This window comes from Polaromonas sp. Polasp52, assembly GCF_059491565.1.
In genome coordinates, this window is sequence record NZ_CP168513.1 from 3,609,553 (window position 1) to 3,636,519 (window position 26,967).

Annotated in this window: 25 protein-coding genes; 8 read left to right on the forward strand and 17 right to left on the reverse strand. The window is 66.5% G+C overall.

The annotated features are described in order from the left end of the window. Positions 1 to 4: 4 nt before the first annotated feature. Positions 5 to 1,084 carry a tartrate dehydrogenase gene (locus tag ACEN9P_RS16910; protein WP_477663562.1) on the forward strand — a complete coding sequence of 360 codons (1,080 nt, stop codon included), beginning with the start codon at positions 5 to 7 and terminating at the stop codon, positions 1,082 to 1,084. 30 nt (positions 1,085 to 1,114) lie between these two features. Next, positions 1,115 to 2,122, forward strand: a complete 1,008-nt coding sequence (locus ACEN9P_RS16915) for a Bug family tripartite tricarboxylate transporter substrate binding protein (protein WP_477663561.1) — start codon at positions 1,115 to 1,117, stop codon at positions 2,120 to 2,122. 27 nt (positions 2,123 to 2,149) lie between these two features. Here ACEN9P_RS16915 and ACEN9P_RS16920 read toward each other — a convergent pair whose 3' ends face one another. Next, positions 2,150 to 2,482, reverse strand: coding sequence for a DMT family transporter (locus tag ACEN9P_RS16920; protein WP_495619889.1), 333 nt, complete (start codon positions 2,480 to 2,482; stop codon positions 2,150 to 2,152). Positions 2,483 to 2,617: 135 nt separating this feature from the next. Between ACEN9P_RS16920 and ACEN9P_RS16925 the strand changes: the two genes are divergently transcribed. Together ACEN9P_RS16925 and ACEN9P_RS16930 are read left to right on the forward strand one after the other, a co-directional pair. Beyond that, positions 2,618 to 3,967: a glycerate kinase type-2 family protein gene (locus ACEN9P_RS16925; protein ID WP_495619890.1), complete on the forward strand. Its 1,350-nt coding sequence runs from the start codon at positions 2,618 to 2,620 to the stop codon at positions 3,965 to 3,967. Between the two features lie 57 nt (positions 3,968 to 4,024). Further along, positions 4,025 to 4,987, forward strand: coding sequence for a hypothetical protein (locus ACEN9P_RS16930; protein ID WP_495619891.1), 963 nt, complete (start codon positions 4,025 to 4,027; stop codon positions 4,985 to 4,987). Between the two features lie 6 nt (positions 4,988 to 4,993). On the opposite strand, the gene ACEN9P_RS16935 is transcribed toward ACEN9P_RS16930, so the two are convergent. From ACEN9P_RS16935 to ACEN9P_RS16945, 3 genes are read right to left on the reverse strand one after another with little or no spacing between them, the layout of a single operon-like run. Then, positions 4,994 to 6,511 carry an amidase gene (locus ACEN9P_RS16935; protein ID WP_495619892.1) on the reverse strand — a complete coding sequence of 506 codons (1,518 nt, stop codon included), beginning with the start codon at positions 6,509 to 6,511 and terminating at the stop codon, positions 4,994 to 4,996. Positions 6,512 to 6,522: 11 nt separating this feature from the next. Beyond that, complete coding sequence (locus ACEN9P_RS16940; protein WP_477663556.1) at positions 6,523 to 7,521, reverse strand: Bug family tripartite tricarboxylate transporter substrate binding protein; 999 nt, start codon at positions 7,519 to 7,521, stop codon at positions 6,523 to 6,525. Between the two features lie 53 nt (positions 7,522 to 7,574). Further along, positions 7,575 to 8,708, reverse strand: coding sequence for an NAD(P)/FAD-dependent oxidoreductase (locus tag ACEN9P_RS16945; RefSeq protein ID WP_495619893.1), 1,134 nt, complete (start codon positions 8,706 to 8,708; stop codon positions 7,575 to 7,577). A 76-nt stretch (positions 8,709 to 8,784) separates the two neighbouring features. Between ACEN9P_RS16945 and ACEN9P_RS16950 the strand changes: the two genes are divergently transcribed. Then, positions 8,785 to 9,402 carry a helix-turn-helix domain-containing protein gene (locus ACEN9P_RS16950; protein WP_495619894.1) on the forward strand — a complete coding sequence of 206 codons (618 nt, stop codon included), beginning with the start codon at positions 8,785 to 8,787 and terminating at the stop codon, positions 9,400 to 9,402. Between the two features lie 17 nt (positions 9,403 to 9,419). Here the strand turns inward: ACEN9P_RS16950 and ACEN9P_RS16955 are convergent, their stop codons facing one another. The 5 genes from ACEN9P_RS16955 to ACEN9P_RS16975 are packed head-to-tail and all read right to left on the reverse strand — an operon-like array spanning position 9,420 to position 13,578. Then, positions 9,420 to 10,061 carry a hypothetical protein gene (locus tag ACEN9P_RS16955; protein WP_495619895.1) on the reverse strand — a complete coding sequence of 214 codons (642 nt, stop codon included), beginning with the start codon at positions 10,059 to 10,061 and terminating at the stop codon, positions 9,420 to 9,422. Beyond that, positions 10,058 to 10,687 (reverse strand): SCO family protein, encoded by a 630-nt coding sequence (locus tag ACEN9P_RS16960; protein WP_495619896.1) that lies wholly within the window; start codon positions 10,685 to 10,687, stop codon positions 10,058 to 10,060. The genes ACEN9P_RS16955 and ACEN9P_RS16960 overlap by 4 nt, the downstream gene beginning before the upstream one ends. Positions 10,688 to 10,695: 8 nt before the next feature. After that, positions 10,696 to 11,304 (reverse strand): c-type cytochrome, encoded by a 609-nt coding sequence (locus ACEN9P_RS16965; RefSeq protein WP_495619897.1) that lies wholly within the window; start codon positions 11,302 to 11,304, stop codon positions 10,696 to 10,698. A 17-nt stretch (positions 11,305 to 11,321) separates the two neighbouring features. Next, positions 11,322 to 11,924, reverse strand: a complete 603-nt coding sequence (locus ACEN9P_RS16970) for a cbb3-type cytochrome c oxidase subunit II (RefSeq protein WP_495619898.1) — start codon at positions 11,922 to 11,924, stop codon at positions 11,322 to 11,324. Continuing rightward, complete coding sequence (locus tag ACEN9P_RS16975; protein WP_495622191.1) at positions 11,914 to 13,578, reverse strand: cbb3-type cytochrome c oxidase subunit I; 1,665 nt, start codon at positions 13,576 to 13,578, stop codon at positions 11,914 to 11,916. Before ACEN9P_RS16975 ends, ACEN9P_RS16970 begins: the two co-directional genes overlap by 11 nt. A gap of 325 nt (positions 13,579 to 13,903) precedes the next feature. Between ACEN9P_RS16975 and ACEN9P_RS16980 the strand changes: the two genes are divergently transcribed. Then, positions 13,904 to 15,166, forward strand: coding sequence for an NRAMP family divalent metal transporter (locus ACEN9P_RS16980; protein WP_495619899.1), 1,263 nt, complete (start codon positions 13,904 to 13,906; stop codon positions 15,164 to 15,166). 32 nt (positions 15,167 to 15,198) lie between these two features. Here the strand turns inward: ACEN9P_RS16980 and ACEN9P_RS16985 are convergent, their stop codons facing one another. From ACEN9P_RS16985 to ACEN9P_RS17000, 4 genes are read right to left on the reverse strand one after another with little or no spacing between them, the layout of a single operon-like run. After that, positions 15,199 to 15,618 (reverse strand): acyl-CoA thioesterase, encoded by a 420-nt coding sequence (locus ACEN9P_RS16985; protein ID WP_477663548.1) that lies wholly within the window; start codon positions 15,616 to 15,618, stop codon positions 15,199 to 15,201. 8 nt (positions 15,619 to 15,626) lie between these two features. Further along, positions 15,627 to 16,637: a Bug family tripartite tricarboxylate transporter substrate binding protein gene (locus ACEN9P_RS16990; protein WP_477700942.1), complete on the reverse strand. Its 1,011-nt coding sequence runs from the start codon at positions 16,635 to 16,637 to the stop codon at positions 15,627 to 15,629. Positions 16,638 to 16,672: 35 nt separating this feature from the next. Next, positions 16,673 to 18,292 (reverse strand): indolepyruvate oxidoreductase subunit beta family protein, encoded by a 1,620-nt coding sequence (locus ACEN9P_RS16995; RefSeq protein ID WP_495619900.1) that lies wholly within the window; start codon positions 18,290 to 18,292, stop codon positions 16,673 to 16,675. Positions 18,293 to 18,294: 2 nt separating this feature from the next. Then, entirely contained in the window at positions 18,295 to 20,460 is a 2,166-nt protein-coding gene (locus ACEN9P_RS17000; RefSeq protein ID WP_495619901.1) for a thiamine pyrophosphate-dependent enzyme, read from the reverse strand. A 98-nt stretch (positions 20,461 to 20,558) separates the two neighbouring features. Between ACEN9P_RS17000 and ACEN9P_RS17005 the strand changes: the two genes are divergently transcribed. Next, complete coding sequence (locus tag ACEN9P_RS17005; RefSeq protein ID WP_477663544.1) at positions 20,559 to 21,461, forward strand: LysR family transcriptional regulator; 903 nt, start codon at positions 20,559 to 20,561, stop codon at positions 21,459 to 21,461. Between the two features lie 38 nt (positions 21,462 to 21,499). Here the strand turns inward: ACEN9P_RS17005 and soxR are convergent, their stop codons facing one another. After that, positions 21,500 to 21,973, reverse strand: coding sequence for a redox-sensitive transcriptional activator SoxR (gene soxR / locus ACEN9P_RS17010; RefSeq protein ID WP_477663543.1), 474 nt, complete (start codon positions 21,971 to 21,973; stop codon positions 21,500 to 21,502). 101 nt (positions 21,974 to 22,074) lie between these two features. Between soxR and ACEN9P_RS17015 the strand changes: the two genes are divergently transcribed. Then, entirely contained in the window at positions 22,075 to 22,419 is a 345-nt protein-coding gene (locus ACEN9P_RS17015; protein ID WP_495619902.1) for an antibiotic biosynthesis monooxygenase, read from the forward strand. A gap of 120 nt (positions 22,420 to 22,539) precedes the next feature. Here the strand turns inward: ACEN9P_RS17015 and ACEN9P_RS17020 are convergent, their stop codons facing one another. The 3 genes from ACEN9P_RS17020 to xdhA form a co-directional block, all read right to left on the reverse strand. Further along, the gene (locus ACEN9P_RS17020; RefSeq protein WP_495619903.1) at positions 22,540 to 22,836 is read right to left on the reverse strand and encodes a hypothetical protein; all 297 of its coding nucleotides are present in this window, start codon (positions 22,834 to 22,836) and stop codon (positions 22,540 to 22,542) included. Between the two features lie 172 nt (positions 22,837 to 23,008). Further along, a complete protein-coding gene (gene xdhB, locus ACEN9P_RS17025; RefSeq protein WP_495622192.1) occupies positions 23,009 to 25,360 on the reverse strand; it encodes a xanthine dehydrogenase molybdopterin binding subunit in 2,352 nt (783 codons plus the stop codon). Between the two features lie 77 nt (positions 25,361 to 25,437). Further along, entirely contained in the window at positions 25,438 to 26,904 is a 1,467-nt protein-coding gene (gene xdhA, locus ACEN9P_RS17030; protein ID WP_495619904.1) for a xanthine dehydrogenase small subunit, read from the reverse strand. Positions 26,905 to 26,967: the final 63 nt, after the last annotated feature.

Below are 26,967 nucleotides of genomic sequence, written 5' to 3' on the forward strand. Positions count from 1 at the left end.
TCCCATGAAGACTTACAAGATCGCCTGCATCCCCGGCGACGGCATCGGCAAGGAGGTCATTCCGGCCGGCCAGCAGGTGCTGCAGGCCCTGGCCGCCACGCAAACCAATTTCCGCTTCGAATTCACGTCCTATGGCTGGGGCGGTGACTGGTACCGCGAGCACGGCGTCATGATGCCCGACAAGGGGCTGGACGAGCTGCGCGACAAGGACGCCATCCTGTTCGGCTCGGCCGGCGACCCGCACATCCCCGACCACATCACGCTGTGGGGCCTGCGCCTGAAGATCTGCCAGGGCTTTGACCAGTACGCCAATGTGCGGCCCACGCGCATACTGCCGGGCATAGACGCGCCGCTCAAGCGCTGCGCGCCCGAGCAGCTCAACTGGGTCATCGTGCGCGAAAACTCCGAAGGCGAGTACGCGGGCGTGGGCGGGCGCGCCCACCAGGGCCACCCGATCGAGGTGGCGACCGATGTCTCCATGATGACGCGCGCCGGTGTCGAGCGCATCATGCGCTACGCCTTCAGGCTGGCGCAGTCGCGGCCGCGCAAGCTGCTCACGGTGGTCACCAAGTCCAACGCCCAGCGCCACGCCATGGTGATGTGGGACGAAATTGCGCTGCAAATCAGCAAGGAGTTCCCCGACGTCAGCTGGGACAAGGAGCTGGTCGACGCCTGCACGGCCCGCATGGTGAACCGCCCGGCCTCGCTGGACACCGTGGTCGCGACCAACCTGCACGCTGACATCCTGAGCGACCTGGCCGCCGCGCTGGCCGGCAGCCTGGGCATCGCGCCCACCGGCAATATCGACCCCGAACGCCGCTACCCCAGCATGTTCGAGCCCATCCACGGCTCGGCCTTCGACATCATGGGCAAGGGCCTGGCCAACCCGGTCGGCACCTTCTGGAGCTGCGTGATGCTGCTCGAGCACCTGGGCGAGCACGCCGTCGCCGGCCAGCTGATGCAGGCCATCGAATCGGTGACGGCCAACGCCTCCCTGCACACGCGCGACCTGGGCGGCCAGGCCACCACGGCGCAGGTCACCAAGGCGGTCTGCAGCTGCTTTGCCGTGGCCGCGGCAGCCTGATTCCAGAAAACAGACACAAGGAGACAAGACATGCGATCACAAGAACAAGGACGCGGCGGGCATTTTTTAAGGCTGGCCCACGCGCTGGCCCTGGGTGCCTTGGCGGCAACGAGCTTGACGGGCGCCCCGGCTTTTGCGCAGGCCTGGCCCGCGCGGCCCATCAGCCTCATCGTGCCTTTCCCGGCGGGCGGCACCACGGACGTGCTGGCACGCGCCGTGGGCCAGGAGCTGTCGAAAAGCCTGGGCCAGCCGGTGGTGGTGGAAAGCCGGCCCGGCGCCGGCGCGACGCTGGGCGCGGATTTTGTGGCCAAGTCCAAACCCGACGGCTACACCTTGCTGATGGGCGCGGTGCACCACACCATCGCCACCAGCGTGTACAAAAAACTGCCTTATGACTTCCAGAAGGATTTCGCGCCCGTCAGCACTGTGGCGCTGGTGCCCAATGTGCTGGTGGTGAACCCGGCCGTCCCGGCGAAGAATGTGAAAGATCTGCTGGCGCTGGCCAAGGCGGAGCCCGGCAAGCTGACCTACGGCTCCAACGGCAACGGCACGGGCCAGCACCTCATAGGAGCGCAGTTTGAAAGCATGGGCGGCGTGCAGATGCTGCACGTGCCTTACAAGGGCAGCGGGCCGCTCACCACCGATTTGCTGGGCGGGCAGATCACCATGTCCTTTGACACCATCACGCCGGTGCTGCCGCACATCAAGGCGGGCAAGCTGCGCGCGCTGGCCGTGACGACAAACAAACGGTCTGCGGCCTTGCCCGATGTGCCCACGCTGGACGAAGCCGGCCTGAAGGGTTTTAACCTCGGCACCTGGTTCGGCGTGCTGGCGCCGGCGGCCACGCCCAGGGACATCGTGGCGCGCCTGAGCACCGAACTGGCCAGGATCGTCAACTCGCCGGAGTTTCGCAAGAAGATGGACGACATAGGCGCCGAGCCCGTGGGCAATACGCCCGAACAGATGGCGCGGCAGATCGCGGAAGACACCGAACGGTTCGCGAAGCTGGTGAAAGACGCCAAAGTCGCGATTGAGTAGAGCGCCCGGCCGTGGTGCCGGCCCTCGTCACGCCGTGGTTGATTTCGAGAACAGGTTGAGCACCACCACCCCCGCGATGATCAGCGCCATGCCCACCATGCCCCAGAGGTCTATCTTCTGCTGGTGGACAAAAAAGCCGGCGACGCTGATCAGCACAATGCCCAGGCCGGACCAGATCGCATAGGTCACGCCGGTGGGGATGGACTTCATGGTGACCGTGAGCAGGTACAGCGCCACGCCGTAGCCCGCGATGCTGATCAGCGAAGGCACCAGCCGGGTGAAGCTCTCGCTGGACTTGAGCGCCGTGGTGGCGATGACTTCGGCAACGATGGCAATGCCCAGGGCCAGATAGGCGTTCATGCGTGTCTGCTTTCTGCTTTGGAAGAGGAAGGGTCATTCTAGGCAGCGCGTGTTTTGGCCCTATCCCCCAAACCCCGTGGGTTTGCCGGGTTACTGCCCGGTTACCACGGCACAATCGAGGGTGGAGACATTTCAATGACCGCAGCCAAGACACCCCACACGATTCCCGACGCCACCCGCCAGCCGCGCGAGTTCCTCGAGCACCTGTACCGCGCCGCCGTCACGCGCGCGCTGCCGCTGGAGAACACCGCGCGCTACCTGCCCCAGCCGCCCACCCAAGCCAGCGGCGGCCGCACCATCGTGATAGGCGCGGGCAAGGCCGGCGGCTCCATGGCGCAGGCGGTCGAGGCCTTGTGGCCGGCCGACGCGCCGCTCGAAGGCCTGGTCGTCACGCGCTACCACCACATCCCGCCGCGGCCCGAAGGCCTGAAGCAGCGCATAGAGATCGTCGAGGCCGCGCACCCGGTGCCTGACGCCGCCGGCCTGGCGGCCGCCCAGCGCATCCTGGCCATGGTGCAGGGCCTGACCGAAAACGACCTGGTGCTGTGCCTGATCTCGGGCGGCGGCTCGGCCCTGCTGACCCTGCCGGCCGAGGGCCTGACGCTGGAAGACAAGCAGCGCATCAACAAGGCGCTGCTCAACAGCGGCGCGAATATTTCCGAGATGAACTGCGTGCGCAAGCACCTCTCGGGCATCAAGGGCGGGCGCCTGGCCGCGGCCTGCGCGCCGGCGCGCGTCGTGACCCTCACCATCAGCGACGTGCCGGGCGACGACCCGTCCATCATCGCCAGCGGCCCCACGGTGCCCGACGCGACCAGCTGCGCCGAGGCGGTGGCGATTTTGCAGCGCTACGGCATTGAAGTGCCGGGCGCCATCATGAGCCTGCTCGAGCAGGGCGCGCTGGAAACCCCCAAGCCCGGCGACGCCGTCTTCACCGGCCATGAGGTGCACATGATCGCCACGCCCCAGCAGTCGCTGGAAGCCGCCGCCGCCGCGGCGCGCGCGGCCGGCTTGCAGGCCTACATCCTGAGCGACGAGATGGAAGGCGAATCGCGCGAGGTCGGCAAGGTGCATGCGGCGCTGGCGCGCGCCGTGGCGCACAAGGGCCAGCCCTTCAGCAGGCCCTGCGTGATTTTGAGCGGCGGCGAGACCACGGTCACCGTCCGCAAGCAGCCCGAAGGCACGCCGCGCGGCCGGGGCGGGCGCGCCGGCGAGTTCTGCCTGGGCCTGGCGCTGGCTTTGCAGGGCCAGCCCGGTGTGTATGCGCTGGCGGCCGATACCGACGGCATAGACGGTGTGGAAGACAATGCCGGCGCCTTTGTGGCGCCCGACACCTTGCAGCGCGCGCTGGCCAAAGGGATGAAGATAGACCAGTACTTGGACCGCAACGACGCCTATGGCTATTTCGAGCCGCTGGGCGGGCTGGTGATCACCGGCCCTACGCACACTAACGTCAACGACTTCCGGGCACTGCTGGTGTTGTAACCAAACGCATGTAAGCAGGGACGTTACAGTGTGGGCTGGTTCGCATGAGGAGTCTGCATGTCCAACGGCAAAAATACACCGTCATCCCTTGACGCCCGCGACAAAGCGGCGATCGAGAGCGCGATCGAAAAGATCAACCGGCAGCTCAAGATACTGCGGGCCTTCAAGGTATCGGTGACGCAAACGGACTGGGACTCGAGCGTGGAGTCCCTGCAAAAGAAAATCAACACCACCTTGGCCGACAGCTTTGGCGCGGGCACGCCCGAGTACCGGCAGTTCGCCGTTGCGATTCAGGATTTCCTGCTGGATAAAACCTTTGGTGACCGCTTCTCGGACGACGAACGCCAGCAAAAAGTCAAGGAAGGCGTCGACCTCGCCACGGTTCGCGTGACTGAAGCCAAAAAACTGCTGACCGAGCGCCTTGAGGGTTCGGCCAGCGCCGCGCCGGAGGCGGCCCCGGTTGTGGAGGCGGCCCCGGTATCGGCACCGCCTCCGCCACCGGCACCGCCTGAGCCCGCAGCAGCACCCCCTGAGCCTGAGCGTCCCCCAGCACCAGCCCCCGCGCTTTCATCTTCCACTCCAGAGAGGATTCCCATGTCCAAGACCGAATTCCCTTCTCCCTCTTGCGCCACGGCGCCCGGCACCCGTGTGGCCATCCTGGGCCTGGGCGGTGATGCCGTGGGCGATGCGTGCGAGTTCGTGGAGCGGCTGGGCCTGGAGGCGGCGGTACTCGACGCCGTTTCCATCGACCAGCTTGAGGGGCTGCGCAATTTAGGGTTTGTGCTGCTCCTGCCGGGCAACAAACCTGATTCGCCCGCGGCCATGCTGGCCATAGGCTTCATGCTGGCCGCGCTAGGCCGCAGCCGCATTGCCTGCCTGCTGTCCGGAGACGACACTCTGCCGGATGTCCTCAAGGGCGCGACCAGCATGACGGTCGACGAGGGGGGCTTGTGGCAGCTGTTGCTGGCGCGTGAGATGAAGCGCGCGGGCCTGGACGTGGACCTGAACCGCGCCGTGTAAGCGGCATCAGACCGCCGTCAGGCCGCCTCCACCCTGGACGCCCGCCGTTTCAGGCGGATGCGTCACGATGGACTTGAGCTCAGGCCGGGCCGCCTGCAAGGCCTGGAGGTCGGGCACAGGCCTGCGCAGGTTGTCGCTGCCCGCAAACACCTGTTCCAGCGCCTGGCTTGCGGCCAGCAACTGCGCGTCGCCATGCAGCCGCCCTATGACCTGCAGGCCGAAGGGCATGCCGTGTTCGTCCTTGCCGCAGGGCAGGGCCAGCGCCGGGTTGGTGGCCAGCGTCACCACATAGGTCAGGCCCAGCCAGTGGTAGTAGTTGCGCATGGCCTGGCCGTCAATATGGCCGGCGAACAGTTCGGTCCAGGGGAAGGGCGTGACCGGCGTGACCGGCGCCAGGATCAGGTCGTACTGCTCGAAGGCTTTGGCAAAGCGGCGCGAGATGCGCGTCTGCTCCAGGTGCGCCCAGGCGCGGTCGGCCAGCGTGATGGCTGCGGCGATCTCCATGTTGTCGCGCACATTCGGCCCCAGCGTTTCCGGGGCCTTGCGGTAGGTGTCGGCAAAGGCCGCGACAAAACTCTCGGCGCGCAGCGTGTCGAAGGCGCGGTCGGCGTCGCCCAGCTGCAGGTCCACCGGTTCGCAGCTGGCCACCAGCGGCCGTACGGCTTCCACGCGCTGGCGGAACACGCGGCGTATCTCCGGGTCCACGATGCACATGCCGAAATCTTCCGTGGTGCCTATGCGCAGTGTGGACAGGTCCACTGGTTTGAGCGGCCAGAAGGCGGAGGCATCCACCGGGTAGGACAGCGGGTCGCGCGCATCGGCCCCCACGCTGGCGGACATCAGCAGCGCCGTGTCTGCCACATTGCGGCCCATGGGCCCCAACACCGAAATGACCGACCAGCCCAGCGGGCGTGCGTCATTGGCCACCAGCCCCGGCGAGGGCCGCAGGCCGACCACACCGCAGAGCGAGGCCGGTATGCGCAGCGAGCCGCCGGTGTCCGAGCCGGTGCAGATAGGCAGCATGCCGGCCGCCAGCGCCGCCGCCGAGCCGCCCGAGGAGCCGCCCGCATTGAGCGCGGGGTTAAAGGGGTTGCCGGTCGCGCCCCAGACCGGGTTGCGGGTGTTGGCGCCCGCGCCCATGTCGGGCACATTGGTCTTGGCCGTGACGATGGCGCCCGCCGCGCGCAGCTTGGCCACGAGGGCATTGTCCTTGGCCGGCACATTGCCGCGCAGCCCCACGTTGCCGTAGGTGGTCAGCAGGCCCGCGGTGTCCTGCAGGTCCTTCACGCCCAGCGGCAGCCCGTGCAAAGGCCCCAACGGGCCGCCGCGCATCACCTGCGCCTCGGCCTCGCGCGCGGCTTCGCGCGCGCGCGTGAAGTCGGTCGCGCAGACCGCGTTGATGGCCGGGTTGAGGTTTTCGATGCGGCTGATGCAGGCGTCCATCAACTCCACCGGCGACACCTGGCGGCTGGCGATCAGGCGGCGGAGTTCTATGGCGGAGAGGTCTGGCAGCGTGGAGGGCATGGTGTGTTTGTTCAGTCGGTTTTGATTTGCGAACGTTCGGCCAGCGTCTTCATGCGCGCGATCTCGGCGGTGACCATGCCGGACCAGTCGGGAACCGCGGTGTAGCCGGGTTCAAAACCGGCCCCCTTGAGCTTGTCGATGATCTCAGGGTTGGCCATGACCGTGGACAGGGCTTTTTCGAGGCGCGCCTTGACGGGTGCCGGCACGCCCTTGGGCACCACCACGGCCAGCCAGGCGTTCATGTCGACTGCGGGGTAGCCGGCTTCGGCCATGGTCGGCACATTCGGCAGCAGGGCCGAGCGCTTGTTCATGGCCACGGCCAGCACACGGATCTTGCCGGACTTGAGCTGCTGCGAGGCCGCGACCACGGTGTCAAAAGACACCGGGATCTGCCCGCCCATCAGGTCGGTCATCAGCGGGCCGGAGCCCTTGTAAGGCACATGCGTCATCTTCAGGCCCGTGGCCGTGTTGAACATCGCACCGGCGAAATTGGAACTGGTGCCGTTGCCGAAGCTGCCGTACAGGTATTTGTCCGGGTTGGCCTTGGCGGCGGCCACAAACTGGTGCACGTCGGTGGCGGTGACCGAAGGGTTCACCAGCATCGCCAGCGCCACCGAGCCCACCAGGCCGATGGCCTCAAAGCCCTTGGCCGGGTCGTAGGACAGCTTGGGCTGCAGGGCAGGGTTCAGCGTGAAGGTGGAGTTGGAACTCACCAGCAGCGTGTAGCCGTCGGGCTTGGCGCTTGCCACCGCGGCCGCGCCTATGGCGGTGCCGGCGCCCGGCTTGTTTTCGACCACCACGGGCTGGCCCAACTGGTCGCCCAGGGCCTTGCCCAGGATGCGTGCCAGCACGTCGGCTGCGCCGCCGGCCGGGAAGGGCGCGACCAGTGTCACGGGCCGCTCCGGAAAGTCCGCGGCCTGGGCGGGCCCGCCCACGGCTGCCAGCCCGCAGAAGACGATGCCGCTGGCGATCAGCGCGCGGCGCAGTGCATTGAATGACATGTGATCCATGGTAGGCCTCTTTTGAAGTTTCGGTCGAGAGTGGGACGGGGGTGGTGTCAAGGTCATCGCAGGCGGGCGGGCGACAGTGCGCGGGCCTCCAGGCCCTGCCGCAACAGTTCTTCGGGCAGCGCGGCCTCACGCAGCAGCGCATCGGCCAGCGCGCTCGCGCCCGCCGCGCTCTGGATGCCGTAGCCGCCTTGCGCCGCGAGCCAGAAAAAGCCGGGGCTGGCGTCGTCATGGCCTATCACCATCTCGCCATCGGGCACAAAGGAGCGCAGGCCGGCCCAGGTGCTCGCGGGCCGGCGTATGGTCAGGGTGGTGACGCTTTCAATCTGGTGTATGCCCATGGCGATGTCCAGCTCCTCGGGCACCACGTCGTGCGGCACCGTGGGGTCCGCATTGGCGGGCGAGCCCAGCAACTGGCCCGCGTCGGGCTTGAAGTAATAACTTTCATCGACACCGACCACGGCCGGCCAGTGCGAAGCGTCCACGCCCTCGGGGCCCTTGAAGGTGAAGGCACTGCGCCGGTGCGGCACCAGGCCTATGGGCCGTACGCCGAACACGGCGGCCAGCTCATCAGCCCATGCACCCGCGGCATTCACCACGGTGCGGGCGCGCAGGGTTTGGCCGTCGCTGAGCTCCACGGTCCAGCAGCGGCCGTCATGCACGGCTCGCGTCACGCCGGCGCTGGTGCGCAGTTCGCCGTCTGCCCCCGCCTTCTGGCGAAAGCCGCGCAGAAAACCCTGGTGCAGGGCGTGCACATCCATGTCCTGCGCGCCGGCGTCGTAGAGCGCGCCGTGCACCAGATCGGGCCGCAAACAGGGCACATGGGCCAGCGTGGTGCGGGCGTCCAGCGTCTGCAGGCCGGGGCAGTTCGTCAGCAATTCCTTGCGGGTGTTCGCCAGCTCCTGTTCCTGGCCGTGCGTGGCCAGGTAGAGCACGCCGCGCGGCTGCATCAGGTCCGGGGCAAAGCCCTCGGGCGGCCGCTCGTAGAAGGCCCGGCTGGCGCGTGTGAGCGCCCGCACCATGGGCGGCCCGTAGGTTTCCATGAACATGGCGGCCGAGCGGCCCGTGGAGTGGTAGCCCGGCTGGGACTCGCGCTCGAGCAGCGCGACGCTGCGCTGGCCGGCCAGGCGCCAGGCCAGGGAAGCGCCCGCAATGCCGGCACCGACGATCAGTATGTCAAATTCTCGCATTTGAGAATTCTCACATGCGAGAATCGTGCCTGTCCAGCCGATTTACCCGATTTGCCCCAAACAAAGGGAAAACACCATGTCCGCCCGCCCAGCACGATCCGCCCGCGCCCCCGCTGCCGCCCCCGAGGCCGACCGCGTGCAACTCGGCCTGAGCCTGCGCGGCCATCGCAAGGCCCGGCGGCTGACACTCAAGGAGCTGTCCGGCCATTCCGGCGTGGCGCTGTCCACCCTGTCCAAGATGGAGCTGGGCCAGATCTCGGTCAGCTATGAAAAGCTGGCCGCCGTGGCCCGGGCGCTGGCGCTCGATGTGGGGCAGCTGATAGACGCGCGTGGTGCAGCGCCGGCGGGGGCTGCGGCACCCGTCGTGGTGTGGTCTGAAGCAGGCGGGGAGGCGACCTATAGCTCGGGCCACTACGACTACCGCGCGCTGGCCAACGGCTTTCCGGGAAAACGCATGACGCCCGTGCTGGGCCGCGTCATGGCGCGGCAGCGGGAACAGTTCCCCGACTTCATCCGCCATCCCGGGCAGGAGTTTGTCACGGTGCTTTCCGGCCGGGTACGCATCGAGTTTGAAACCGGTGAAATCGTCGAAGTCGGGCGCCATGAGTCGGCCTATTTCAACAGCGGCGTCGGCCACATCTATACCTCGCTGGGCCGTGCCGACGCGCGGATACTGGTGGTGATGAGCGAGTAGCCGCGCTCGCGCAAGACTCAGTGCGCTGTGGGGTCGGTCGCCGCGGCGGCATCGCCGGGCAGGGCCGCGGCGTCTCTCTGCATCAAGGCGCGCACCAGCCAGGCAAACCATGCCGCGGCAATCGCCGCCGCCATCCACACCAGCATCTGCCCCAGCCGCGCCTGGTCGTCCAGCAGGTAGGCGTTGCAGACGCGCAGCGGCGAAGTCTCATACAGATTGCCCACCACCGCCATCATGGGCAGCACATTGCCCAGGAAGAATCCCTGCACCAGCAGGCCCGCCGGCCGCCATGACAGGCGGATCGCGGCGCCGCAGGCCAGCAGGGCCAGGTATTTGAGGGTTTCGATTCGGCTGTCGACCAGCGCCAGGTCCAGCACGCGGGGAATCATCAAGATCGCAAGTACCAGCGCGGCGGCGAACAGGCCGCTGATGCCGTGGGCATTCCACAAGTCCAGGCGCGCCGTCCAGCGGCGCGGCAACGCCGCACAGAGCAGGTAGCCGGCCAGCGCCAGCAAAGGGTATTGCACCAGCATGTGAAGCGTCATGCTGGCTTCCAGGCCGTGCCGCGTACCGGGCCAGGCCAGCAGGCACAGCAGGGCGGCGGCCATCATTGCCTGGGTGCCGCGTGAAGGGGCGGCCGGCACCTTCACGGACTTCATGGCAACGGCGCGGCGGCGCCCGCGAGGTGCCGCGCATAGTCCAGCGCGAACTGCTGCTCGGCATAGTCAAAGATGCGAACCAGCCGGCCTTTCTGGTCGACGACCAGCAGTGCCGCGTTGTGCTCAAAATCGCCGCGCCCGTCGGGCACCACCACGACCTGGAAATCCGCCAGCAGGCGCTGGGTGGCCCGTGGGTCCGGCATGCGCGCAAAACGCCATAGCGCGGGGTCGGCGCTCAAGCGCGCCGCATAGGCCTGCAGCACGCCGGGTGTGTCGTGGCTGCCGTCGAAGCTGATCGACAGCAGCTTGACCTTGCCGCCGCCCTCCCGCAGCGCGCGCTGCAGTTGCTGGAAACTGCTGCCCATCGCGAGGCAGACGGTCTGGCATCGTGTGTAGACAAAATCCACCAGGGTGACGGACTGCCCGTCCGCCAGATATTGCGACAGCGCCTGCGGGCCTATGCCGGGCCCGTCGACTTCGACCGCCGGGCTGGGTACCGGTTGCAAGGCGACCTCTAGCCGGCGCGCGCCCTCGGCGGTCCAGACCTGGAAATCGTGCGTCAGCCACGCGGCGGCGGCATAAGCCGCCAGGGCCAGCATGGCGCTCAGCAAGGCGGTGCGAAACATGGGAAAGCTCAGGAGGCTTTGCCCGCCAGCGACTTGAGTTCGGCGCCGCCGTTAAAGGGCGTGGTGCGCGTGCCGGCCTTGCGTTCGGCTTCGAACAGTTCAGGCTTGATGGCGCCCGCCTTGTTGGACCATTCGGAGCGGATATAGCTGGCCACCGCGGCCAGCTCGGCGTCACTGAGTTGCGGGAAGGCCGGCATGGCGCCCTTGAAGCTGTTGCCCATGACGCTGATCTCGCCCGTGACGCCATGCAGCAGGATGTTGGCCACGGTGCGCTCATCGCCGGCCACCCATTCGGAGCCGTCCAGCGGCGGGAACACCCCCGGCAGCCCTTTGCCGCTGGCCTGGTGGCAGGCCGCGCAGTTGGCGGTGAACAGCTGTTTGCCGTTGGCGGATGCGCCCGCGGCGGGGGCGGCCGGGCCGGACAGGTCGGCCAGGGTGCGTTTGTCGCCGAGGTCGGCGCGGCCGAATGAGCCGGACAGCGCGATGTAGCCCGCACCCCACAGCACCAATGCCGCCGCCCCGACCAGGAAGAGCAGTGGAATGGGCTGGCTTTTTTCGGAGGGTTCGGCCTGTTCGCGCTCCTGTGCCCGGCTCTCGGAAGTCTTGTCGTTCTGCATGGCGTTACCTTGTGGGGTCAGGGCTTGGGGGCGGGCGGCAGCACCGGGTAGGTGTGGTTCAGGCCCTGCAGGTACTTGACCAGGTCCAGCGCCTGGGGCGTGGGCACCACCACCTGGCCCACGTTGGGCCCATAGGCGGGCGGCAGGGCCAGCGGCGTCTCGCCTTCGCTTTCCGCGTCTTTGGCGTCCTTGACGACGAAGAGGTAGGGGTAGGACGGCATGATGGAGCCGGGCACATAGGCGCGCGGCTGGTACAGGTGGCCCAGGTGCCAGTCCTTGCTGGGCTGGCGCACCCCGATGTTGAACAGGTCGGGACCGGTGCGCATGCTGCCCAGCAGGTGCGGCTTGTCGTAGAAATAATCGCCGGGCACCGAGGCCCGGCCCCAGCCGCGCTCCGCATCGGGGCCGAAATTGCGGTCGCGTGGCTGCTGGCTGTGGCAGTACACGCAGCCGTTGGCGATATAGACCTCGCGCCCGCGCAGCTGCGCGCTGGTGTAGCCCTTGAGCTGCTGCGGCGGCTTGATGTCGCGCACCTGCATATAGGGCATGACGACCAGGGCCGCCGTGGCAATGCCCAGCGCCACCATGGCGCCGGAGGCCAGCTTGACTTCATTTTCCATGTGCAGCCCCCAGTTCCGTGCTTTGCGGCTCGTTGGGCCAGAACAGGGCGGCGCCCGCGCGGCCCGGCCCGAAGCGCAGCGCCATGGCCAGGAAATGGCCGACGAACACCAGGTGGCTGAGCACCATCAGGCTGCCTCCCACGGACCGCCACTGGAGGTAGGGCAGGGTGACCTCCACCGAAGCCATGAAGGGCCGCGCGGCGTCCAGCATGGCCACACCCTGGAGCCAGCCGCCTATGGTGAGCCCGATGAAATAAATCATCGCCCCCACGGCCGCCAGCCAGAAATGCAGGGTGATCAGTTTGGGATAAGGCCACTCCCAGTTCAGCACCCGGGGCATCATGAAATAGATGGCGCCGAACAGCACCATGGTGACGAAGGCATAGGCGCCCAGGTGGGCGTGGGCCACCGTGAAATGGGTGAAGTGGGTAATCTGGTTGACGCTGCGCAGCGCCTCCAGCGAGCCCTGCAGCGAGGACGCCAGGTACATCAGCCCGCCGAACATCATGAAGCGCAGCGTGGGCGAATAGCGCGCCAGGTGCATGCGCCCCCGCAGCGTGGCGCCCATGTTGATGCTGAAGGCGATCACCGGAATCACCATCATGACGCTTTGCACGATGGACAGCGTGATCAGCCAGCCCGGCACCGGCCCGCCTATGAGGTGGTGGCCGCCCACCTGCCCGTAGAAAAACGCCAGCGTCCAGAAGCCGAGCAGCGAGAGGTTGTAGGAGCGTATCGGCCGGCCTATGACCTTGGGCAGGAAGTAATAGATGGCGCCCACGCTGACCGGCGTGAACCACAGGCCCAGCACGTTGTGGCCGTACCACCAGTTGGTGGTGGCCTGCTGCACCCCGGTGTGCACACCGGGCATCTTGCCGACCAGGAAGAGCAGCGCGATCCACAGCAGCGCCGCCGTCATATACCAGACGCTGACGTAGAGGTGTGAAACCTTGCGGTTGACCAGCGTGTACAGCACCGGCAGTATCACCAGGGCAAAGCCGGCGAACATGAAGATCGCGATCTGCCACGGAATTTCCAGGTATTCCATGCCGTCGTTCCAGCCGGTGGCGATGGCGCCTATGCCGCCGGCGATGCCCATGTTGATGAGCGCGCCGCCCAGCATGACCCAGATGGCGCCGTACAGCCGGGTGCGCAGCAGGCGCGGCAGCAGCCACACGATCATCCCCAGCGCGGCATTGGTGATCCAGCCGTAGAGCACGCCGGTCAGGTGCACCGTGCGTATGCGGCCGAAGGTCAGCCAGGCATAGTCGGTGAGCCAGTCGGGTTCGTGCAGCTTGATGGACGAGATCAAACCCGCCGCCGAGCCCACCACCAGCCACATGCAGGCAAAGGTGATGAACATGAACACCGGGAAGGCGGTGGAGCGGTCGGAGCTGATGCGGTCGAGCAGCTCGGCGGCGTCCGCAGCGTGCGCCTGGAGGCCGCCTTCCTTCGCCGCCTGCTGCATGGACGCCTGGGCGGCGCCCTGCAGGGCCGGGTCGTCCACCTGGCCGACTTCGCCGTGCGCGAAGATCACCGAGGCGGCGGTCGGGTTCTCCACCAGCAGCCCCTTGCGCAGCGACCAGATGAATACGAACAGGCCGATGATGGAGAGCAGGAAGGCGCCCAGCAGGCTGAAGACGGCGCTGTCCATCATGCGGCCCCTTCTGTCTGTGCGGCCTGCCCGCTGTTCCGGGGGGAAACTGTCATGAATCATTCCTCCGCTATGTGTGTTGAAGGGAAGCTTGCGCCTGGCGACAGCCTTTTTTGGGCCCTTGGGCCGAGGCCGGCAGTGGCCGCGTGCGGAGCGCCCATCCTACGCCTTTGGCTCCTCGCAGGCCAGCCTGCAAAGCCGGGAATGCGCCGTCTGCTATGAATTTTGTAGCTTTTTTGCGTTCGATGCGGCGGGCATGGGCGCGCGCCTGAGTTTTTTGTACGAATTAAGTTTCGCCTCATGAAGCCGTGTTAGCCTCGCCCGCATGTTGAACCGCATCCCCTCCTTCCTGCGCCATGTCGGGCCCGGCGTTGTCACCGGCGCCGCCGACGACGACCCATCCGGCATCGCCACTTACACGCAGGCGGGGGCGCAGTTCGGCACCGGGCTGCTCTGGACGGTGTTTTTATCGCTGCCCTTCATGATCGCCATCCAGTTGGTGAGCGCTCGCATAGGGCGGGTCACCGGCAAGGGCGTGGCGGCCAACCTGAGGGAGCACACGCCGCGGGCCTTTCTGATGGCCATGGTGTTTTTGCTGGTGGTCGCCAACACCATCAACATCGCGGCCGACATCGCCGCCATGGGCGAGGCGCTGCAACTGGCCGTGGGCGGCGGCGACCACTTCCATGCGGTGGCTTTCGGCGTCATCACGGTGCTGCTGCAGGTTTTTGTGCCCTACCGCAAGCTCGCGCCCATCCTCAAGTGGCTGACGCTGTTCCTGTTCGCCTATGTGATCGCCGTGTTCCTGGTGCAGGTGCAGTGGGCCCAGGTGCTGCACGACCTGGTGATTCCCAAGCTGCAATGGACCTCGGGCTACTGGATGATGATCGTCGCGCTGCTGGGCACCACGATCTCGCCCTACCTGTTTTTCTGGCAGGCCTCGCAGGAAGTCGAAGAGCTGCGGCTGAAGGGCGGCGGCCCTGGATCGGAAAAGGAAGTGCGCCGCGACCTGCGCCGCGTCAAGCGCGACACCTACATCGGCATGTTTTTCTCCAACGCCATCGCCTTCTTCATCATGGTGCTGGGTGGGGCGGTGCTGTATGCGGCGGGCATCCATGACGTGACCTCGGCCGCGCAGGCGGCGCAGGCCTTGCGGCCGCTGGCCGGCGACTTTGCCTTCGCGCTGTTTGCCGGCGGCATCATCGCCACCGGCCTGCTGGCTGTGCCGGTGCTGGCCTCGTCGGCCGCCTACGCGGTGGCCGAAGCCTTCGGCTGGCCCGAAGGCCTGGAGCGCCACTGGTACGAGGCCAAGCGCTTTTACGCCATCATCGTCATCGCCACGGTGGTCGGCACCGGCATGGACTTCACCAGCATAGACCCGATGAAAGCGTTGTACTGGAGCGCCGTGATCAACGGCGTGGTGGCCGTGCCCATCATGGCCGGCCTGATGCTGCTGGCCGGCCGCAAATCGGTGATGGGCAAGTTCACCTCGGGCTTGAAGACCACCTGGTTCGGCTGGGGCGGCGTGGTGGTGATGGGCTTTGCCGTGCTGATGATGTTCCGGGATGTGGTTTTGCAGATGCTTTAGAGCGCAATGCGGACCGGTGCGGGCATCCGTTGTCAGCCGCAGAGGCTCCTGATTTCCGGCGGTATCGGCACAGCCCGTATGCCGGCGGCGCCATCCTCGCGCCGCGCGGCGAAAATCCGCACCTCCTCGCATTCCATGACCAGCTGTTCAGCGCGCATCACGCGGTAACGCTGCACAAAACTTTTGTTCCTCCATTCGGCAATGCTGGTGTGGACGGCCAGCGTGTCGCCGTAGGTGGCGGCGCAGACAAAACGCGAACGCGTGTCCACCAGCGGCGTGCCTATCACGCCCAGCGTTTTTTCGGTTTCCTGCCACGAGGGCACGCCGCATTGCACAAAAAAGTGGCGCGAGGCGGCGTCTATCCAGCGAAAGAAGTTGGGAAACCACACAATGCCGGCGGGATCGCAGTCGCCAAACTCCACGCGCACGGTGTGGGTGATCTGTTTGCTCATGTGTGAATCTAGTCGCCTTTTATATTGCGTGCCCGGATCAAAGCGCCGAAGCGCGTGCCGTCGATGGCGGCCCGGCTGCCGAAATCCGCCGGCGACATGGGCGCCGGCACACCGCCAATCGCCGAGATGCGGTCGCGAACCGCCTGGGTGCCGAGGATTTTGTTGATCTCGCGGTTCAGCCGGTTGACCACCTCGGCCGGCGTGCCGGCCGGTGCGTAGAAGCCGAACCAGGTGTCGGCATCAAAACCCTTGAGGCCGGCCTCCTCGAGCGTGGGCACGTCGGGGAAGAGAGGCGAACGTTTGGCGCTGCCCACGGCCAGCAGCTTGAGCTTGCCGGCTTTCACATGCTGCAGGCCTATGCCCGGATCGAACATGAAATCGAGCTGCCCGCCCAGCAGGTCCTGCATGGCCGGGGCCGCGCCGCGGTAGGGCACGTGCACGGCGTAGAGGTTGGCCTGGGCCTTCATCATTTCGGCCGCGAGATGGGGCGAGCTGCCGTTGCCCGGCGAGCCGAAAGACAGCTTGCCGGGGTTTGCCTTGAGGTAGGCCAGGAACTCCTTGATGTTGTTGGCCGGAAGCGCCGGCTTGACCTCCAGAAACACCAGCACGCGCGCCGCGGCTGCCACGGGCGTGAGGTCCTTGGCCGGGTCGAACGCCATCTTGGGGTAAAGGTGCGGATTGACGGAGACCATGCCGCCCGAACTCATCAGCAGCGTGTAGCCGTCGGCCGGGGCTTTGGCGACCACCTCGCCGCCTATATTGCCGTTGGCGCCCGCGCGGTTTTCGATGACCACCGGCTGGCCCAGGACATCGGCCAGCGGCACGCCGATGGCGCGCGCCAGCTGGTCGGCAGCGCCGCCCGGCGGGAAGTTGACGATGAGGCGGACCGGTTTGGCCGGCCACGCATGCGCGGCCGGCGCTGAGGCGGTTTGCGCCTGGACGGCGGGAAACCATATGCTGCCGGCGGCCAGCGCCAGCATGGGTAATGCGCGCAGGCCGGGTGGGAAGGGAAGTTTCATGGGGTGTCTCCTTTTTTAGTTTGAACGGGGGTGCTTCAAATCGCCTTGGCGGCGCGAGATTTGCGGTGCGGGTTGTCCACCCACCGGATCGGTTGCGCCTTGACGGGGCGGGCCGGCGCGCCATGCTGCGCCAACGCCTGGTCCAGCGCCTTGCCGGCTTCGTCCTCCAGGGCCGCGGCGCGCGCCTGGGCAATGGCGGCGGCACGCAAGTCGTGCGAGGCAAAGGGCGCACCGGCGGCCAGGTGTTCCAGCACATGCATGAGGTTGTCCTTGCCGCGCTCGTTGGTGCTGCCGTAGCCCTTGATCAGGCGGCCGCACAGCGCGATCTCGTGGCCCAGCTGCCAGTGTTGGCGGGTGCCTTCCACGACACCCGCCAGCCATTGCTCTATCAATGCCTGCTCTTCGGCAAAACGGCTGCCGCGCACGCGCAGCCATTTCAGGCCGGCCAGCAGGCGCAGCGACAGCATGCCGAGGACGGAATGCGTGCCCACCTTCAGGGGCATGGCCCAAGGCGCTTTGCCCCTGGCCACGCGCGAGCGGTCCCAGCGGGTCACGCGCGCCGCCAGGCCCCGGGGCAGCAAGGCGGCGAACTCCGCCGCGCCGGGCTTGAAGTGGTCGTAGACCCGCAGCAGGTCGGCCGCGCCCGCCCCGGCCTCGCCGCTGACGCGCCGCCAGCGGCCGGCGCTGCTTTTCAGGTCGGCCACGCGCACGATGTCGTCAAACGCCATCCACAGCGCCAGCCAGCGCGCCATCTCGCGCGTGGTGGCGTAGCTATTCGCGGCGGCGGGGTCGGCCAGCTGTTCGGCCGCCAGCACTTGTTGCAGGCGCCGCACATAGAGGTCGGCGTAGCCGCGGTCCTGGTACTCCAGCATGCGTGCATGGCCCAGGGCCAGCATCTCATGCACCGGCTGCGGAAAGAGGCGGGCCAGGTCGGCTTCCAGCCCATTGCCGGGGAATGCCTGCAGCGGCTGTTCGGGCTGCCGTCCCGGCAGCAGACTGGAGACCAGCGCGGTCTGCGCCTGTTGGGTATTGATTTGCGTGAACGCGCGATCAAAGCCGCGCAGGCTGGCCTCGGCGCCTTTGCCGCCGTGGCGGATCACGGTTTCATAGGCCTCGCGCGCAAAGGGCAGCAGGCCGCTGCCGGCAATCGCGCCCAGCATCACGGCGCTGACCACCGTGCCGCAGTCCTTGGCGATCCGGCCCATGTCCAGCACCTGGCTGGCCCGGCTTTGCGCCGCAATGGCCTGCAGCAGCGGCGCGTCCGCGGTGCGGCCGTCGCCGGGCACCACACGTTCGGCCGTGGTCAGCGTGCGGCTGCTGGAAGTGATGACCAGGGTGCGCTGCGGCGAGCTCATGCCGTTGCCGACCTGGCGCGCGGTTTCCAGCAACTCGGATGACACCAGCCCGTCGAGCGCGCCCGGCACGGGGTTCAGGCTGAACACCGGGCGCCTGCCTTGCAGCTCGGCCAGCGGCACCGGAAACACCTCCAGGTAATAGGTGGTGGCGCCGGTGCGCTGCGCCACGCCGGGGATGGAGGTGCTTTGCGCCGCGTAGCCGCTGGCCTGCGCGATGTCGACCAGCCATTCGGTCAGCACGCCGCCGCCTTCGCCGCCCAGGGCGCAGATCAGCAAGGTGATGGGTTTTTGGTGATTCATGGTCATGCTGTCTGCATTGCGCGCACCAGCACGGCGCGCACACCGTCCAGCAGGCGTTCGTGCCACTTGGGGTTCTGGATGACTTCAGCCCGGTAGAACGAGGGGCACAGGGTGGCGGCATGCGCATTGGCGCCGCACAGGCCGCAGCCGACGCAGCCGTCGATCACCGTGGCCACCGGGTCCACCTTGAGCGGGTCGGGGTTGTCTTTCAGTGTCAGTGTCGGGCAGCCCGAGAGCCGGATGCAGGCGTGGTCGCCGTTGCAGACGTCTTCGTCCACGCCGTACTTCACGCGCACCACACGCTTGCCCTTCTTCAGCAGGCCGGCCAGCCAGGGCTTGATGCGGCGCTGGCGCTCGAGCTGGCATTCGCCCTCGGCGATGATGACTTTCAGGCCGTTGAAGTCGGTGGTGAAGGCCTCGTTGAGCGTCTGGCGCATTTCCTCGACGTGGTAGGTGTGCACCGTGCGCAGCCATTGGACGCCCAGGCCCTGCAGGGTTTTTTCGATGGTGGTGTTGGTGCCGGTCAGGCTTTGCAGCTTGTCGGCCGCGTTGAACTTGGCGTCCATGTCCGGCGTGGAGATGATGTCCTGCGTGCCGGTGGCCGAGGTGTAGCCGTTCTTGAAGATCAGCAGCACCGCGTCGTCGCCGTTGAACAGCGCCGACTGCACGCCGGTCAGCAGGCCGTTGTGCCAGAAGCCGCCGTCCCCCATGATGGACAGCGTGCGCCGCGCCATCATCGGCGACACGCCGGCGCGGCTGGCCAGGCTCATGCCGTAGCCCAGGATGGAGTGGCCGAAAGAAAAGGGCGCAAAAGTGCCGAAAGCATGGCAGCCGATGTCAGCCGCGATGTGCACCGGCCCCACGTCCTGCTGCGCGAGCTTGAGCGCGGAAAACACCGGCCGCTCCGGGCAGCCTATGCAAAAGCCGGGCGGGCGCGCCGGCAGGGGCTGGTTCAGCTGCGCCTCGATCTGCCGGCCCACGGCCTCGCGGCGACCGGCATTGCCTTGCAGCCAGCCGGCGGCCGCTGCGGTGTCCACGTCGGGGGCGTAGCGCGCGACAAACGCCGCCAGGCCGGCGGCCACAACCTCCACCGAATATTCACCGCCCGAGGGCAGCATGTCCTTGCCGTGCAAACGCGTGCTGATGTCGCGCCGGCGCAAAAAGGTGGCAATCTCCTGCTCGATGTACTCGGGCTGGCCTTCCTCGACCACCAGCACCGCATCTTTGCCCAGCGCGAATTCCGCCACCTGCTCGGGCACCAGCGGGTAGGTGACGTTGAGCACCAGGATGGGAATACCGGTTTGGCCGAAGGCATCGCACAGGCCGAACTGCTGCAGCGACCGGACCAGCGTGTTGTAGATGCCGCCCTGCACGATGAGGCCGAGGTTTTTGCGGGGGCCGTCCATCAGTTCGTTGAGCCGCTGCTCCACGATGTAGCGGCGGGCGGCCGGGATGCGCTCCTGGGTTTTGAGTTTTTCATGCCGGAAGGTGACAGGCGGGTGGGCCAGCTTTGCGTAGTCGAAGGCGGCGGGTTCCGCCATCAGCTGCCGGGTCGATATCGCGGGCGGGCGGTTGTCCTTGCAGGCAAAGCTGCCGCGCACGTGGCAGGCGCGTATGCGCAGCTCCAGGATGGCCGGCATGTTCGAGGCTTCCGACAGGCGAAAGCCGTGCTCCACCATCTCCACCATTTTTTCCAGGTCCGGGCGCGGGTCCAGCAGGCACATCGAGGACTTCAGCGCATAGGCATGGCTGCGCTCCTGGATCACGCTGGCGCCTTCGCCGTAGTCTTCACCAACCACGATGAGCGCGCCGCCCAGCACGCCGGGCGAGGAAAGGTTGGACAGCGCGTCGGCGGCGACGTTGGTGCCGACGATGGACTTCCAGGTCACCGCGCCGCGCAGCGGGTAGTGGATGGAGGCGCCCAGCATGGCCGCCGCCGAGGCCTCGTTGGAGCAGGCCTCCACATGCACGCCCAGCTCGTCCATATAAGGTTTGGCCTGCACCATGACGTCCAGCAGGTGCGACACAGGCGCGCCCTGGTAGCCGCCCACATAGGCCACGCCGGACTGCAGCAGCGCCTTGGTGATCGCGAGAATGCCCTCGCCGCGGAAGGTCTCGCCCGCGCCCATGCGCAGCGACTCGATCTCCTTGCTGAATGAAACTTCCACGCGTGTCTCCTTATGCCTTGTTGTCGTGGGAAGCCTGGAGTTTGGGCCCCGGGAAATCATTCATCAATAAAATAAGAAAACTATCTAGTATTCATTTAATGCATATCAAAGACATAGACCTGAACCTGCTGAGGCTGTTCGACGCGGTCTACCGTACCCGTAACGTCAGCCGCGCGGCCGAGCTGCTGGACCTGACGCAGCCCGCCGCCAGCCAGGGCCTGACGCGCCTGCGGCTGCTGATCAAGGACCCGCTGTTCGTGCGCGCCGGCGGCGGCGTGCAGCCCACGCCCAAGGCCGACCGGCTGGCCGACGCGGTGCGCAGCGCGCTGGCCACGCTGGAGCAGGCGCTCAATGAATCGGCGCAGTTTGAGCCCTTGCAGTCACGCAAGGTGTTCCGTATCCACATGAGTGATATCGGCGAGGGCCGCTTCCTGCCGGACCTGATGGTGGCGCTGCGCCGGCAGGCACCCGGCGTGCGCATAGAGACCTCACCCGTGGCCCGCGGCGAGATTGCCGCCTCGCTGGACAGCGGACGCATCGACTTTGCCTTTGGCTTCCTGCCCACGGTCAAGGACACCCAGCGCGTGCAGCTGCTCAAGGACCGTTATGTGGTGCTGCTGCGCGCGGGCCACCCCTTTGCCGGCACGCGGCGCGGCGGCCAGGCGCTGCTGGACGCCCTGCGCCAGCTGGAGTTTGTGGCGGTGCGCACCCACTCCGACACGCTGCGCATCCTGCAGATGCTGCAGCTCGAAGACCGGCTGCGCCTGACGACGGAACACTTCATGGTGCTGCCCTCCATCGTCAAGGCCACCGACCTCGCGGTGGTCATGCCGCGCAACATCGCCAGGATATTCGCGGCAACGGACAACTACGAGATCATCGAGCCGCCGTTCCCCCTGCGCGACTTCACGGTGTCGCTGCACTGGAGCAAACGGTTTGAGTCGGATCCCGGCAACCGGTGGATGCGGCAGACCATCGTGGCGCTGTTCTCCGAAAGCTGAGCCGGCGCGGGGCGGCTCAGTCTGCGGCCTTTAGTTCTTTAGGCCTTTAGCTTCACCCACAAGCGCTGCGGCCCCGCACCCTGTTCGCCCAGCTTGTCATACGGGTTGCGCAGCCGGCATTTGTCAATCGAGAGGCAGCCGCAGCCTATGCAGTCGTCCAGCGTGTCGCGCAGCTTCTTGAGCTGCGCCATGCGTTCATCGAGGTCGGCGCGCCAGGCGGCCGACAGGCGTTCCCAGTCCGCGCGGCTGGGTGCGGCCTTCGCGGGCAGGCTGGACAGGGCCGCCTCGATGTCGGCCAGCGCAATGCCCACCCGCTGCGCCACACGCACAAAAGCCACACGCCGCAGCATCTCGCGCGCATAACGGCGCTGGTTGCCTTCGGTGCGGGTGCTGCTGATCAGCCCCTTGGTTTCATAAAAATGCAGGGTTGACACCGCCACGCCGCTGCGGCGCGCCATGTCGCCGACCGAGAGCGTGGGGAAGATGCCGGCCTGTTCCAGTTCCGTGCCCATGGCTTTCCTTGGAAAAAGTGCTTGACCTCAACTTTACTTGAGGTTTCAGACTCCTGTTTTTGCGGGCCAACCCGGCCCGTTTTTTCAAAGGAGTTGTTTCCATGTCCGGCGATTCATCCAGCCCCGCTTCCTCTTCTGCCTCCGTGTTCCGCGTCGACAAGTTTGTCGTGCCCTCGCAGTCCATCTCCGCTTTTGTCGAGCGCATCCACCAGGTCCAGCGCATGCTGGGGGAGCAGCCCGGCTGCCTGCAAAAACACGTGCTGACCCAGACCGGCGACAGCAGCGAGTTCGATGTGGTGACCGTGGTGGAGTGGGCCAGCGCCGATGCGGTAGCCGCCGCCCAGGCCGTGATGCAAAAGCGGCTCGCGAGCGAGGGCTTTGACATCCAGGCATTCAGGAAAAAGCTGGGTGTTCGCGGCGATTCGGGGATGTATCGGGAGGCTTGATTTTCTCTCTCGGATCAGGCGGTAAAACGCTGCTGCAGCTGTGGCGCCGCAGGCTACCGCTGTGCTTAGCCAGGCCTGGGCGAAGCGCTGGCAACGGCGCGCCGATGAACCCAGGCACGGTCATTTTTTTGAGAAAGGAACAAATGCGTGCGCAGTCGTTGGCGCGGCTCCTTGAGGGACGTAGGAACTGGTCGCACTGATGCGTATGCCTGAGCTTGCGCCTTCCTGGGCCCATCGAAACTCACAGCCTTCGTGGCCCTGGCGCAGCCAGGCTTCCTTGTCTTTTGGGATACGCACGGTAGAGTTGCTCCCGTTCTTGTTGCCGCTTTCGGGTACCAGGTAGAAGGTCGTATCCGGTTGTTGGACGCCGGGGGACGTGATGCCCATAAACCCACGCGCAGCCGGATCGAATTTCACGACTGCTTCGCCTGTGTCGGACAGCGAGGTGCTACGAACCCAGCAGAGGGAGGGAGAGCCTTGCGCCTCTGCGCCTGACATGGTGAACCCCAGAACGCATAACAATAGAGCGGATTGCCACATGCGTTACCCTCTTGCACGACTTGATTTTGATCTGTCCAGGAGCATGAGCTTACGTCGATAATTTTGTCGAGTTGCCATAGCCGATGGCCTTCAGTACATTTTCCGCCGTAGCCGGCGCATCCATCACCACAAGCTGATCCCTTGGCTTCACGGCCCCCACCGCATCCCGCATCGCCTCATACACACTGATCGCCAGCATCAGCGGCGGTTCACCCACGGCCTTGCTGCCAAAGACGTTGTCTTCGCGGTTGGCTTCGGGCCACAAGGCTATCTTGAAGTGTTCGGGCACGTCGCCGGTCGCGGGGATTTTGTAGGTGCTGGGTGCGTGGGTGGTGAGCAGGCCTTTGTCGTTCCACACCAGTTGTTCGGTCGTGAGCCAGCCCATGCCCTGGATAAAACCGCCTTCGATCTGGCCTATGTCTATGGCCGGGTTGATGCTGGTGCCCACGTCGTGCAGGATGTCGACCTTGAGAACCCGGCTTTCGCCGGTCAGCGTGTCGATGGCGACCTCGGTGCAGGCCGCGCCGTAAGCGAAGTAATAGAAAGGCCGGCCGGTCAGCGTGGCCTTGTCGTAGTGGATTTTGGGCGTGCGGTAAAAGCCGTCGCTCCACAGCTGTATGCGGTTGGCATAAGCCAGTTTCACGACTTCGGTGAAGGGCCGCGCGCCTGCCGGCGTGATGACCTCGCCGCCTTCAAACTGCACGGCGCCCGCGCCGCAGCGGTCCAGGCCGGCGACGAATTGCGCGAGGTTGTCGCGCACATTGCGGGCCGCGTATTGCGCGGCGCGCGCATTGAGGTCGGTGCCGGCCGAGGCGGCGGTGGCCGAGGCGTTGGGGACCTTGCTGGTGTCGCTGGCCGTGGCCAGCACCTGGGCCAGGGGCACGCCGAGTTCGTCGGCCACGATTTGCGCGACCTTGGTGTTCAGGCCCTGGCCCATTTCGGTGCCACCGTGATTCACCTGCACGCTGCCGTCGGTATAGACATGCACCAGCGCGCCGGCCTGATTGAAGAGCGTGGCGGTGAAGGAGATGCCGAATTTGACGGGGGTGAGGGCGATGCCGCGCTGGATGACTTCGCTTTTGGCATTCCAGGCAGCGATGGCCTGGCGGCGCTGGCGGTAGTGCGAGGTCTGTTCCAGCTTGGCCAGCAGCGGTTCAAGGATGTTGTCCTCGACCTTCATCTGGTAGTGCGTCACATCACGCTCGCCGATGCCGTAGAGGTTGCGCCTGCGCACGTCCAGCGGGTCCAGGCCCAGGGTGCGCGCGATGTCGCCCATGATGGTTTCGATGACGATCATGCCCTGCGGGCCGCCGAAGCCGCGGAAGGCGGTGTTGCTCTGGGTGTTGGTTTTGCAGCGGTAGGAGGCGATCTCCACGTCTTCGAGGAAATAGGCGTTGTCGGCATGGAAGACCGCGCGGTCGGCCACCGGGCCTGAAAGATCGGCGCTGAAGCCGCAGTTCACGGCCATCATGAGCTTGAGGCCGGTGAGCCGGCCGCTGTCGTCAAAACCGACGTCGTAGTCATAGGCAAAGGGATGGCGCTTGCCGGTGACCATAAAGTCGTCGTCGCGGTCCAGCCGCAGCTTGACGGGGCCGTTTAGCTTGTGGGCGGCAATCGCGGCCCAGACGGCCATCTGGCCCGACTGGGTTTCCTTGCCGCCAAAGCCGCCGCCCATGCGCCGGCACTCCACGCGCACCGCATGGTTGGCAATGCCCAGCGCATGCGAGACCCAGTGCTGGATCTCGCCGGGGTGCTGGGTGCTGGAATACACCAGCCATTGCTGCTGCTCCTGCGGCACGACGTAGGCGACCTGGCCCTCGAGGTAGAAGTGTTCCTGGCCGCCAACTTCGAGTGTGCCCTTTAGCCTGTGCGCGGCTTTTTTGAGGGCGGCGGCCGCATCGCCGCGTTTCACGAATACCGGCGGCAGCACATAACTTTGGGCCTTGAGCGCATCCTGCACTTTGAGCAGTGCCGGCAAGGGTTCTATATGGCACACCACCTTGCGCGCGGCGCGGCGCGCCTGCATCACGGTGTCGGCCACCACCACGCCTATGACCTGGCCTATGTGCTGCACGGTATCTTGCGCGAACACCGGTTCGTCGTGCGAAAAATTGCCCAGTACGGGGTCGCCGGGAATGTCGCGCGCGAGGATCACGTCGCGCACACCGGGCATAGCCAGGGCGATGGTGGTGTCCACACCCAGCAGCTTGCCGTGCGCCACCGTCGACAAGATGGGTGCGGCATGCAGCGTGCCGCGCAGCTCGGGAATGTCGTCGACATAGGTGGCGGCGCCGGCCACCTGCGCGCGCGCGCTTTCATGCGGCGTGGAGCGGCCGGCCGCGCGCGCGCCGGCGGGCTGGCGAGCCAGCGACTGCTTTTGGGGTGGGTCGGCGGGCGGCATGCTGTCGGCACGCGCATTGGCCGCGCGCACCGCGGGGTCGGCTACCACGTCGCGGCTTACGGACATGTCCTTGGCATTCATGCGGCCTCCTCCAGCCGGAAGGAGGCCAGGTTGATCTGCTGCAGGCCCTGGCTTTCGAGCCAGTAGCGCTGCAGCAAATTGCCCAGCACCTCGCTGCGGTAGGCGGCCGAGGCCCGCATGTCGGAGATGGGCGAGAACTCGGCGCGCAAGGCGGCCATGGCCTGGCGCACGGTGGCCTGGCTCCAGGGCTGGCCTTGGAGCGCGGCCTCGGTCTGCACCGCGCGCACGGGCGTGGCGGCGACGCCGCCCGCGCCAATTGAGGCGGCGATGACCTGGCCGTTTTCAATTTGCAAATTGATCGCCAGACAGACGGCGGAGATGTCGTCGTCGTAGCGTTTGGAGATTTTGTAGACCTTCATCGCTTCCCCGGGCTGCGGCCTGGGCACCTTGATCCAGGCCAGCACCTCATCCGGGGCCATCACATGCTTGCGGTAGCCGGTGTAGAGCTTCTCCAGCGGCATCTCGCGGTGGCCGCGCACGCTCATCAGCACGACGTTCGCGTTCAAGGCGATGAGCAAGGGCATGGAGTCGCCGATGGGTGAACCGTTGGCGACATTGCCGCCCAGGGTGCCCGAGTTGCGCACCGGCAGGCCGGCAAAGCGGGCCGCGAAGTTGTGCAGCTGCGGGCGGTCCTTCACCAGCGCCGCATAGGCGTCGGCCAGCGTCACGGCCGCGCCCAGGGCGATGTGATGCGGGTAGTGTTCAACACGCCGCAGCTCTTCCACCTTGGTGACATCGATCACCTGGCCGAATTCCCTATGCATCTTGGTGACCCAGAGGCCGACGTCGGTGCAGCCGGCGACCAGCTGGGCGCCGGGCCGGTCGGCGCGGGCCTGCAGCAGGACGGCCAGGGTGCGCGGGGCCAGGTAGGCTGTTTCGGCCACGCCGGGCTCCGAGCGCAGGGACTGGAGCTTGCGCAGCAGCGCGGTTTCATCAACCTTCACGGGCGGCAGCGTGGCCATGGCCTGGGCGGCATCCAGGATGGGCCGGTAGCCGGTGCAGCGGCAGAGATTGCCCGAGAGTTCTTCCTGGGCGAGCTCGCGGCTGATGGGCTCGCCCTTGCAGATATGGTTCTGGTACATGCCGAACAGGCTCATGACAAAGCCCGGGGTGCAGAAGCCGCATTGAGAGCCATGCTGGTCGATCATGGCTTGTTGGGCCGGATGCAAGGCGCCGTCTTGCGCCAGGTCCTCAACTGTCCACAAGGCCATGCCGTCAATAGAATGCGCCAGCCGAATGCAGCTGTTGATGGCGCGGTACTGGACTTTCCCGCCGGCCGCCTCGCCCAGCACCACGGTGCAGGCGCCGCAGTCGCCTTCGCCGCAGCCTTCCTTGGTGCCGGTGCAGGCCAGGTCCTCGCGCAGCAAGTCCAGCAGGGTGCGGCTGGGTGGTACATTGCTGACGGAAACAACTTCGCCCCGCCTGATGAAGCGGATGGGTCTGGAAGAAAGTGGAACAGCCATGCTTCAGGTTAAACACTCGCGCCGTGCCCGGCATATCAAAGCCCATATCAAGCGCATGGGTGA

What these genes read in the sequence shown, in the direction of transcription:
- xdhA (WP_495619904.1), bottom strand. Translation starts at nt 26,904, where the DNA reads ATGGCTGTTCCACTTTCTTCCAGACCCATCCGCTTCATCAGGCGGGGC.
- ACEN9P_RS16995 (WP_495619900.1), bottom strand. Translation starts at nt 18,292, where the DNA reads ATGAATCACCAAAAACCCATCACCTTGCTGATCTGCGCCCTGGGCGGC.
- ACEN9P_RS16940 (WP_477663556.1), bottom strand. Translation starts at nt 7,521, where the DNA reads ATGGATCACATGTCATTCAATGCACTGCGCCGCGCGCTGATCGCCAGC.
- ACEN9P_RS16925 (WP_495619890.1), top strand. Translation starts at nt 2,618, where the DNA reads ATGACCGCAGCCAAGACACCCCACACGATTCCCGACGCCACCCGCCAG.
- ACEN9P_RS16935 (WP_495619892.1), bottom strand. Translation starts at nt 6,511, where the DNA reads ATGCCCTCCACGCTGCCAGACCTCTCCGCCATAGAACTCCGCCGCCTG.
- ACEN9P_RS16920 (WP_495619889.1), bottom strand. Translation starts at nt 2,482, where the DNA reads ATGAACGCCTATCTGGCCCTGGGCATTGCCATCGTTGCCGAAGTCATC.
- ACEN9P_RS16950 (WP_495619894.1), top strand. Translation starts at nt 8,785, where the DNA reads ATGTCCGCCCGCCCAGCACGATCCGCCCGCGCCCCCGCTGCCGCCCCC.
- ACEN9P_RS16960 (WP_495619896.1), bottom strand. Translation starts at nt 10,687, where the DNA reads ATGTTTCGCACCGCCTTGCTGAGCGCCATGCTGGCCCTGGCGGCTTAT.
- ACEN9P_RS17005 (WP_477663544.1), top strand. Translation starts at nt 20,559, where the DNA reads ATGCATATCAAAGACATAGACCTGAACCTGCTGAGGCTGTTCGACGCG.
- ACEN9P_RS16990 (WP_477700942.1), bottom strand. Translation starts at nt 16,637, where the DNA reads ATGAAACTTCCCTTCCCACCCGGCCTGCGCGCATTACCCATGCTGGCG.
- ACEN9P_RS16970 (WP_495619898.1), bottom strand. Translation starts at nt 11,924, where the DNA reads ATGGAAAATGAAGTCAAGCTGGCCTCCGGCGCCATGGTGGCGCTGGGC.
- xdhB (WP_495622192.1), bottom strand. Translation starts at nt 25,360, where the DNA reads ATGCCGCCCGCCGACCCACCCCAAAAGCAGTCGCTGGCTCGCCAGCCC.
- ACEN9P_RS17015 (WP_495619902.1), top strand. Translation starts at nt 22,075, where the DNA reads ATGTCCGGCGATTCATCCAGCCCCGCTTCCTCTTCTGCCTCCGTGTTC.
- ACEN9P_RS16915 (WP_477663561.1), top strand. Translation starts at nt 1,115, where the DNA reads ATGCGATCACAAGAACAAGGACGCGGCGGGCATTTTTTAAGGCTGGCC.
- ACEN9P_RS16965 (WP_495619897.1), bottom strand. Translation starts at nt 11,304, where the DNA reads ATGCAGAACGACAAGACTTCCGAGAGCCGGGCACAGGAGCGCGAACAG.
- ACEN9P_RS16945 (WP_495619893.1), bottom strand. Translation starts at nt 8,708, where the DNA reads ATGCGAGAATTTGACATACTGATCGTCGGTGCCGGCATTGCGGGCGCT.
- ACEN9P_RS16955 (WP_495619895.1), bottom strand. Translation starts at nt 10,061, where the DNA reads ATGAAGTCCGTGAAGGTGCCGGCCGCCCCTTCACGCGGCACCCAGGCA.
- ACEN9P_RS16975 (WP_495622191.1), bottom strand. Translation starts at nt 13,578, where the DNA reads ATGGACAGCGCCGTCTTCAGCCTGCTGGGCGCCTTCCTGCTCTCCATC.
- ACEN9P_RS16930 (WP_495619891.1), top strand. Translation starts at nt 4,025, where the DNA reads ATGTCCAACGGCAAAAATACACCGTCATCCCTTGACGCCCGCGACAAA.
- ACEN9P_RS16985 (WP_477663548.1), bottom strand. Translation starts at nt 15,618, where the DNA reads ATGAGCAAACAGATCACCCACACCGTGCGCGTGGAGTTTGGCGACTGC.
- soxR (WP_477663543.1), bottom strand. Translation starts at nt 21,973, where the DNA reads ATGGGCACGGAACTGGAACAGGCCGGCATCTTCCCCACGCTCTCGGTC.
- ACEN9P_RS16980 (WP_495619899.1), top strand. Translation starts at nt 13,904, where the DNA reads ATGTTGAACCGCATCCCCTCCTTCCTGCGCCATGTCGGGCCCGGCGTT.
- ACEN9P_RS16910 (WP_477663562.1), top strand. Translation starts at nt 5, where the DNA reads ATGAAGACTTACAAGATCGCCTGCATCCCCGGCGACGGCATCGGCAAG.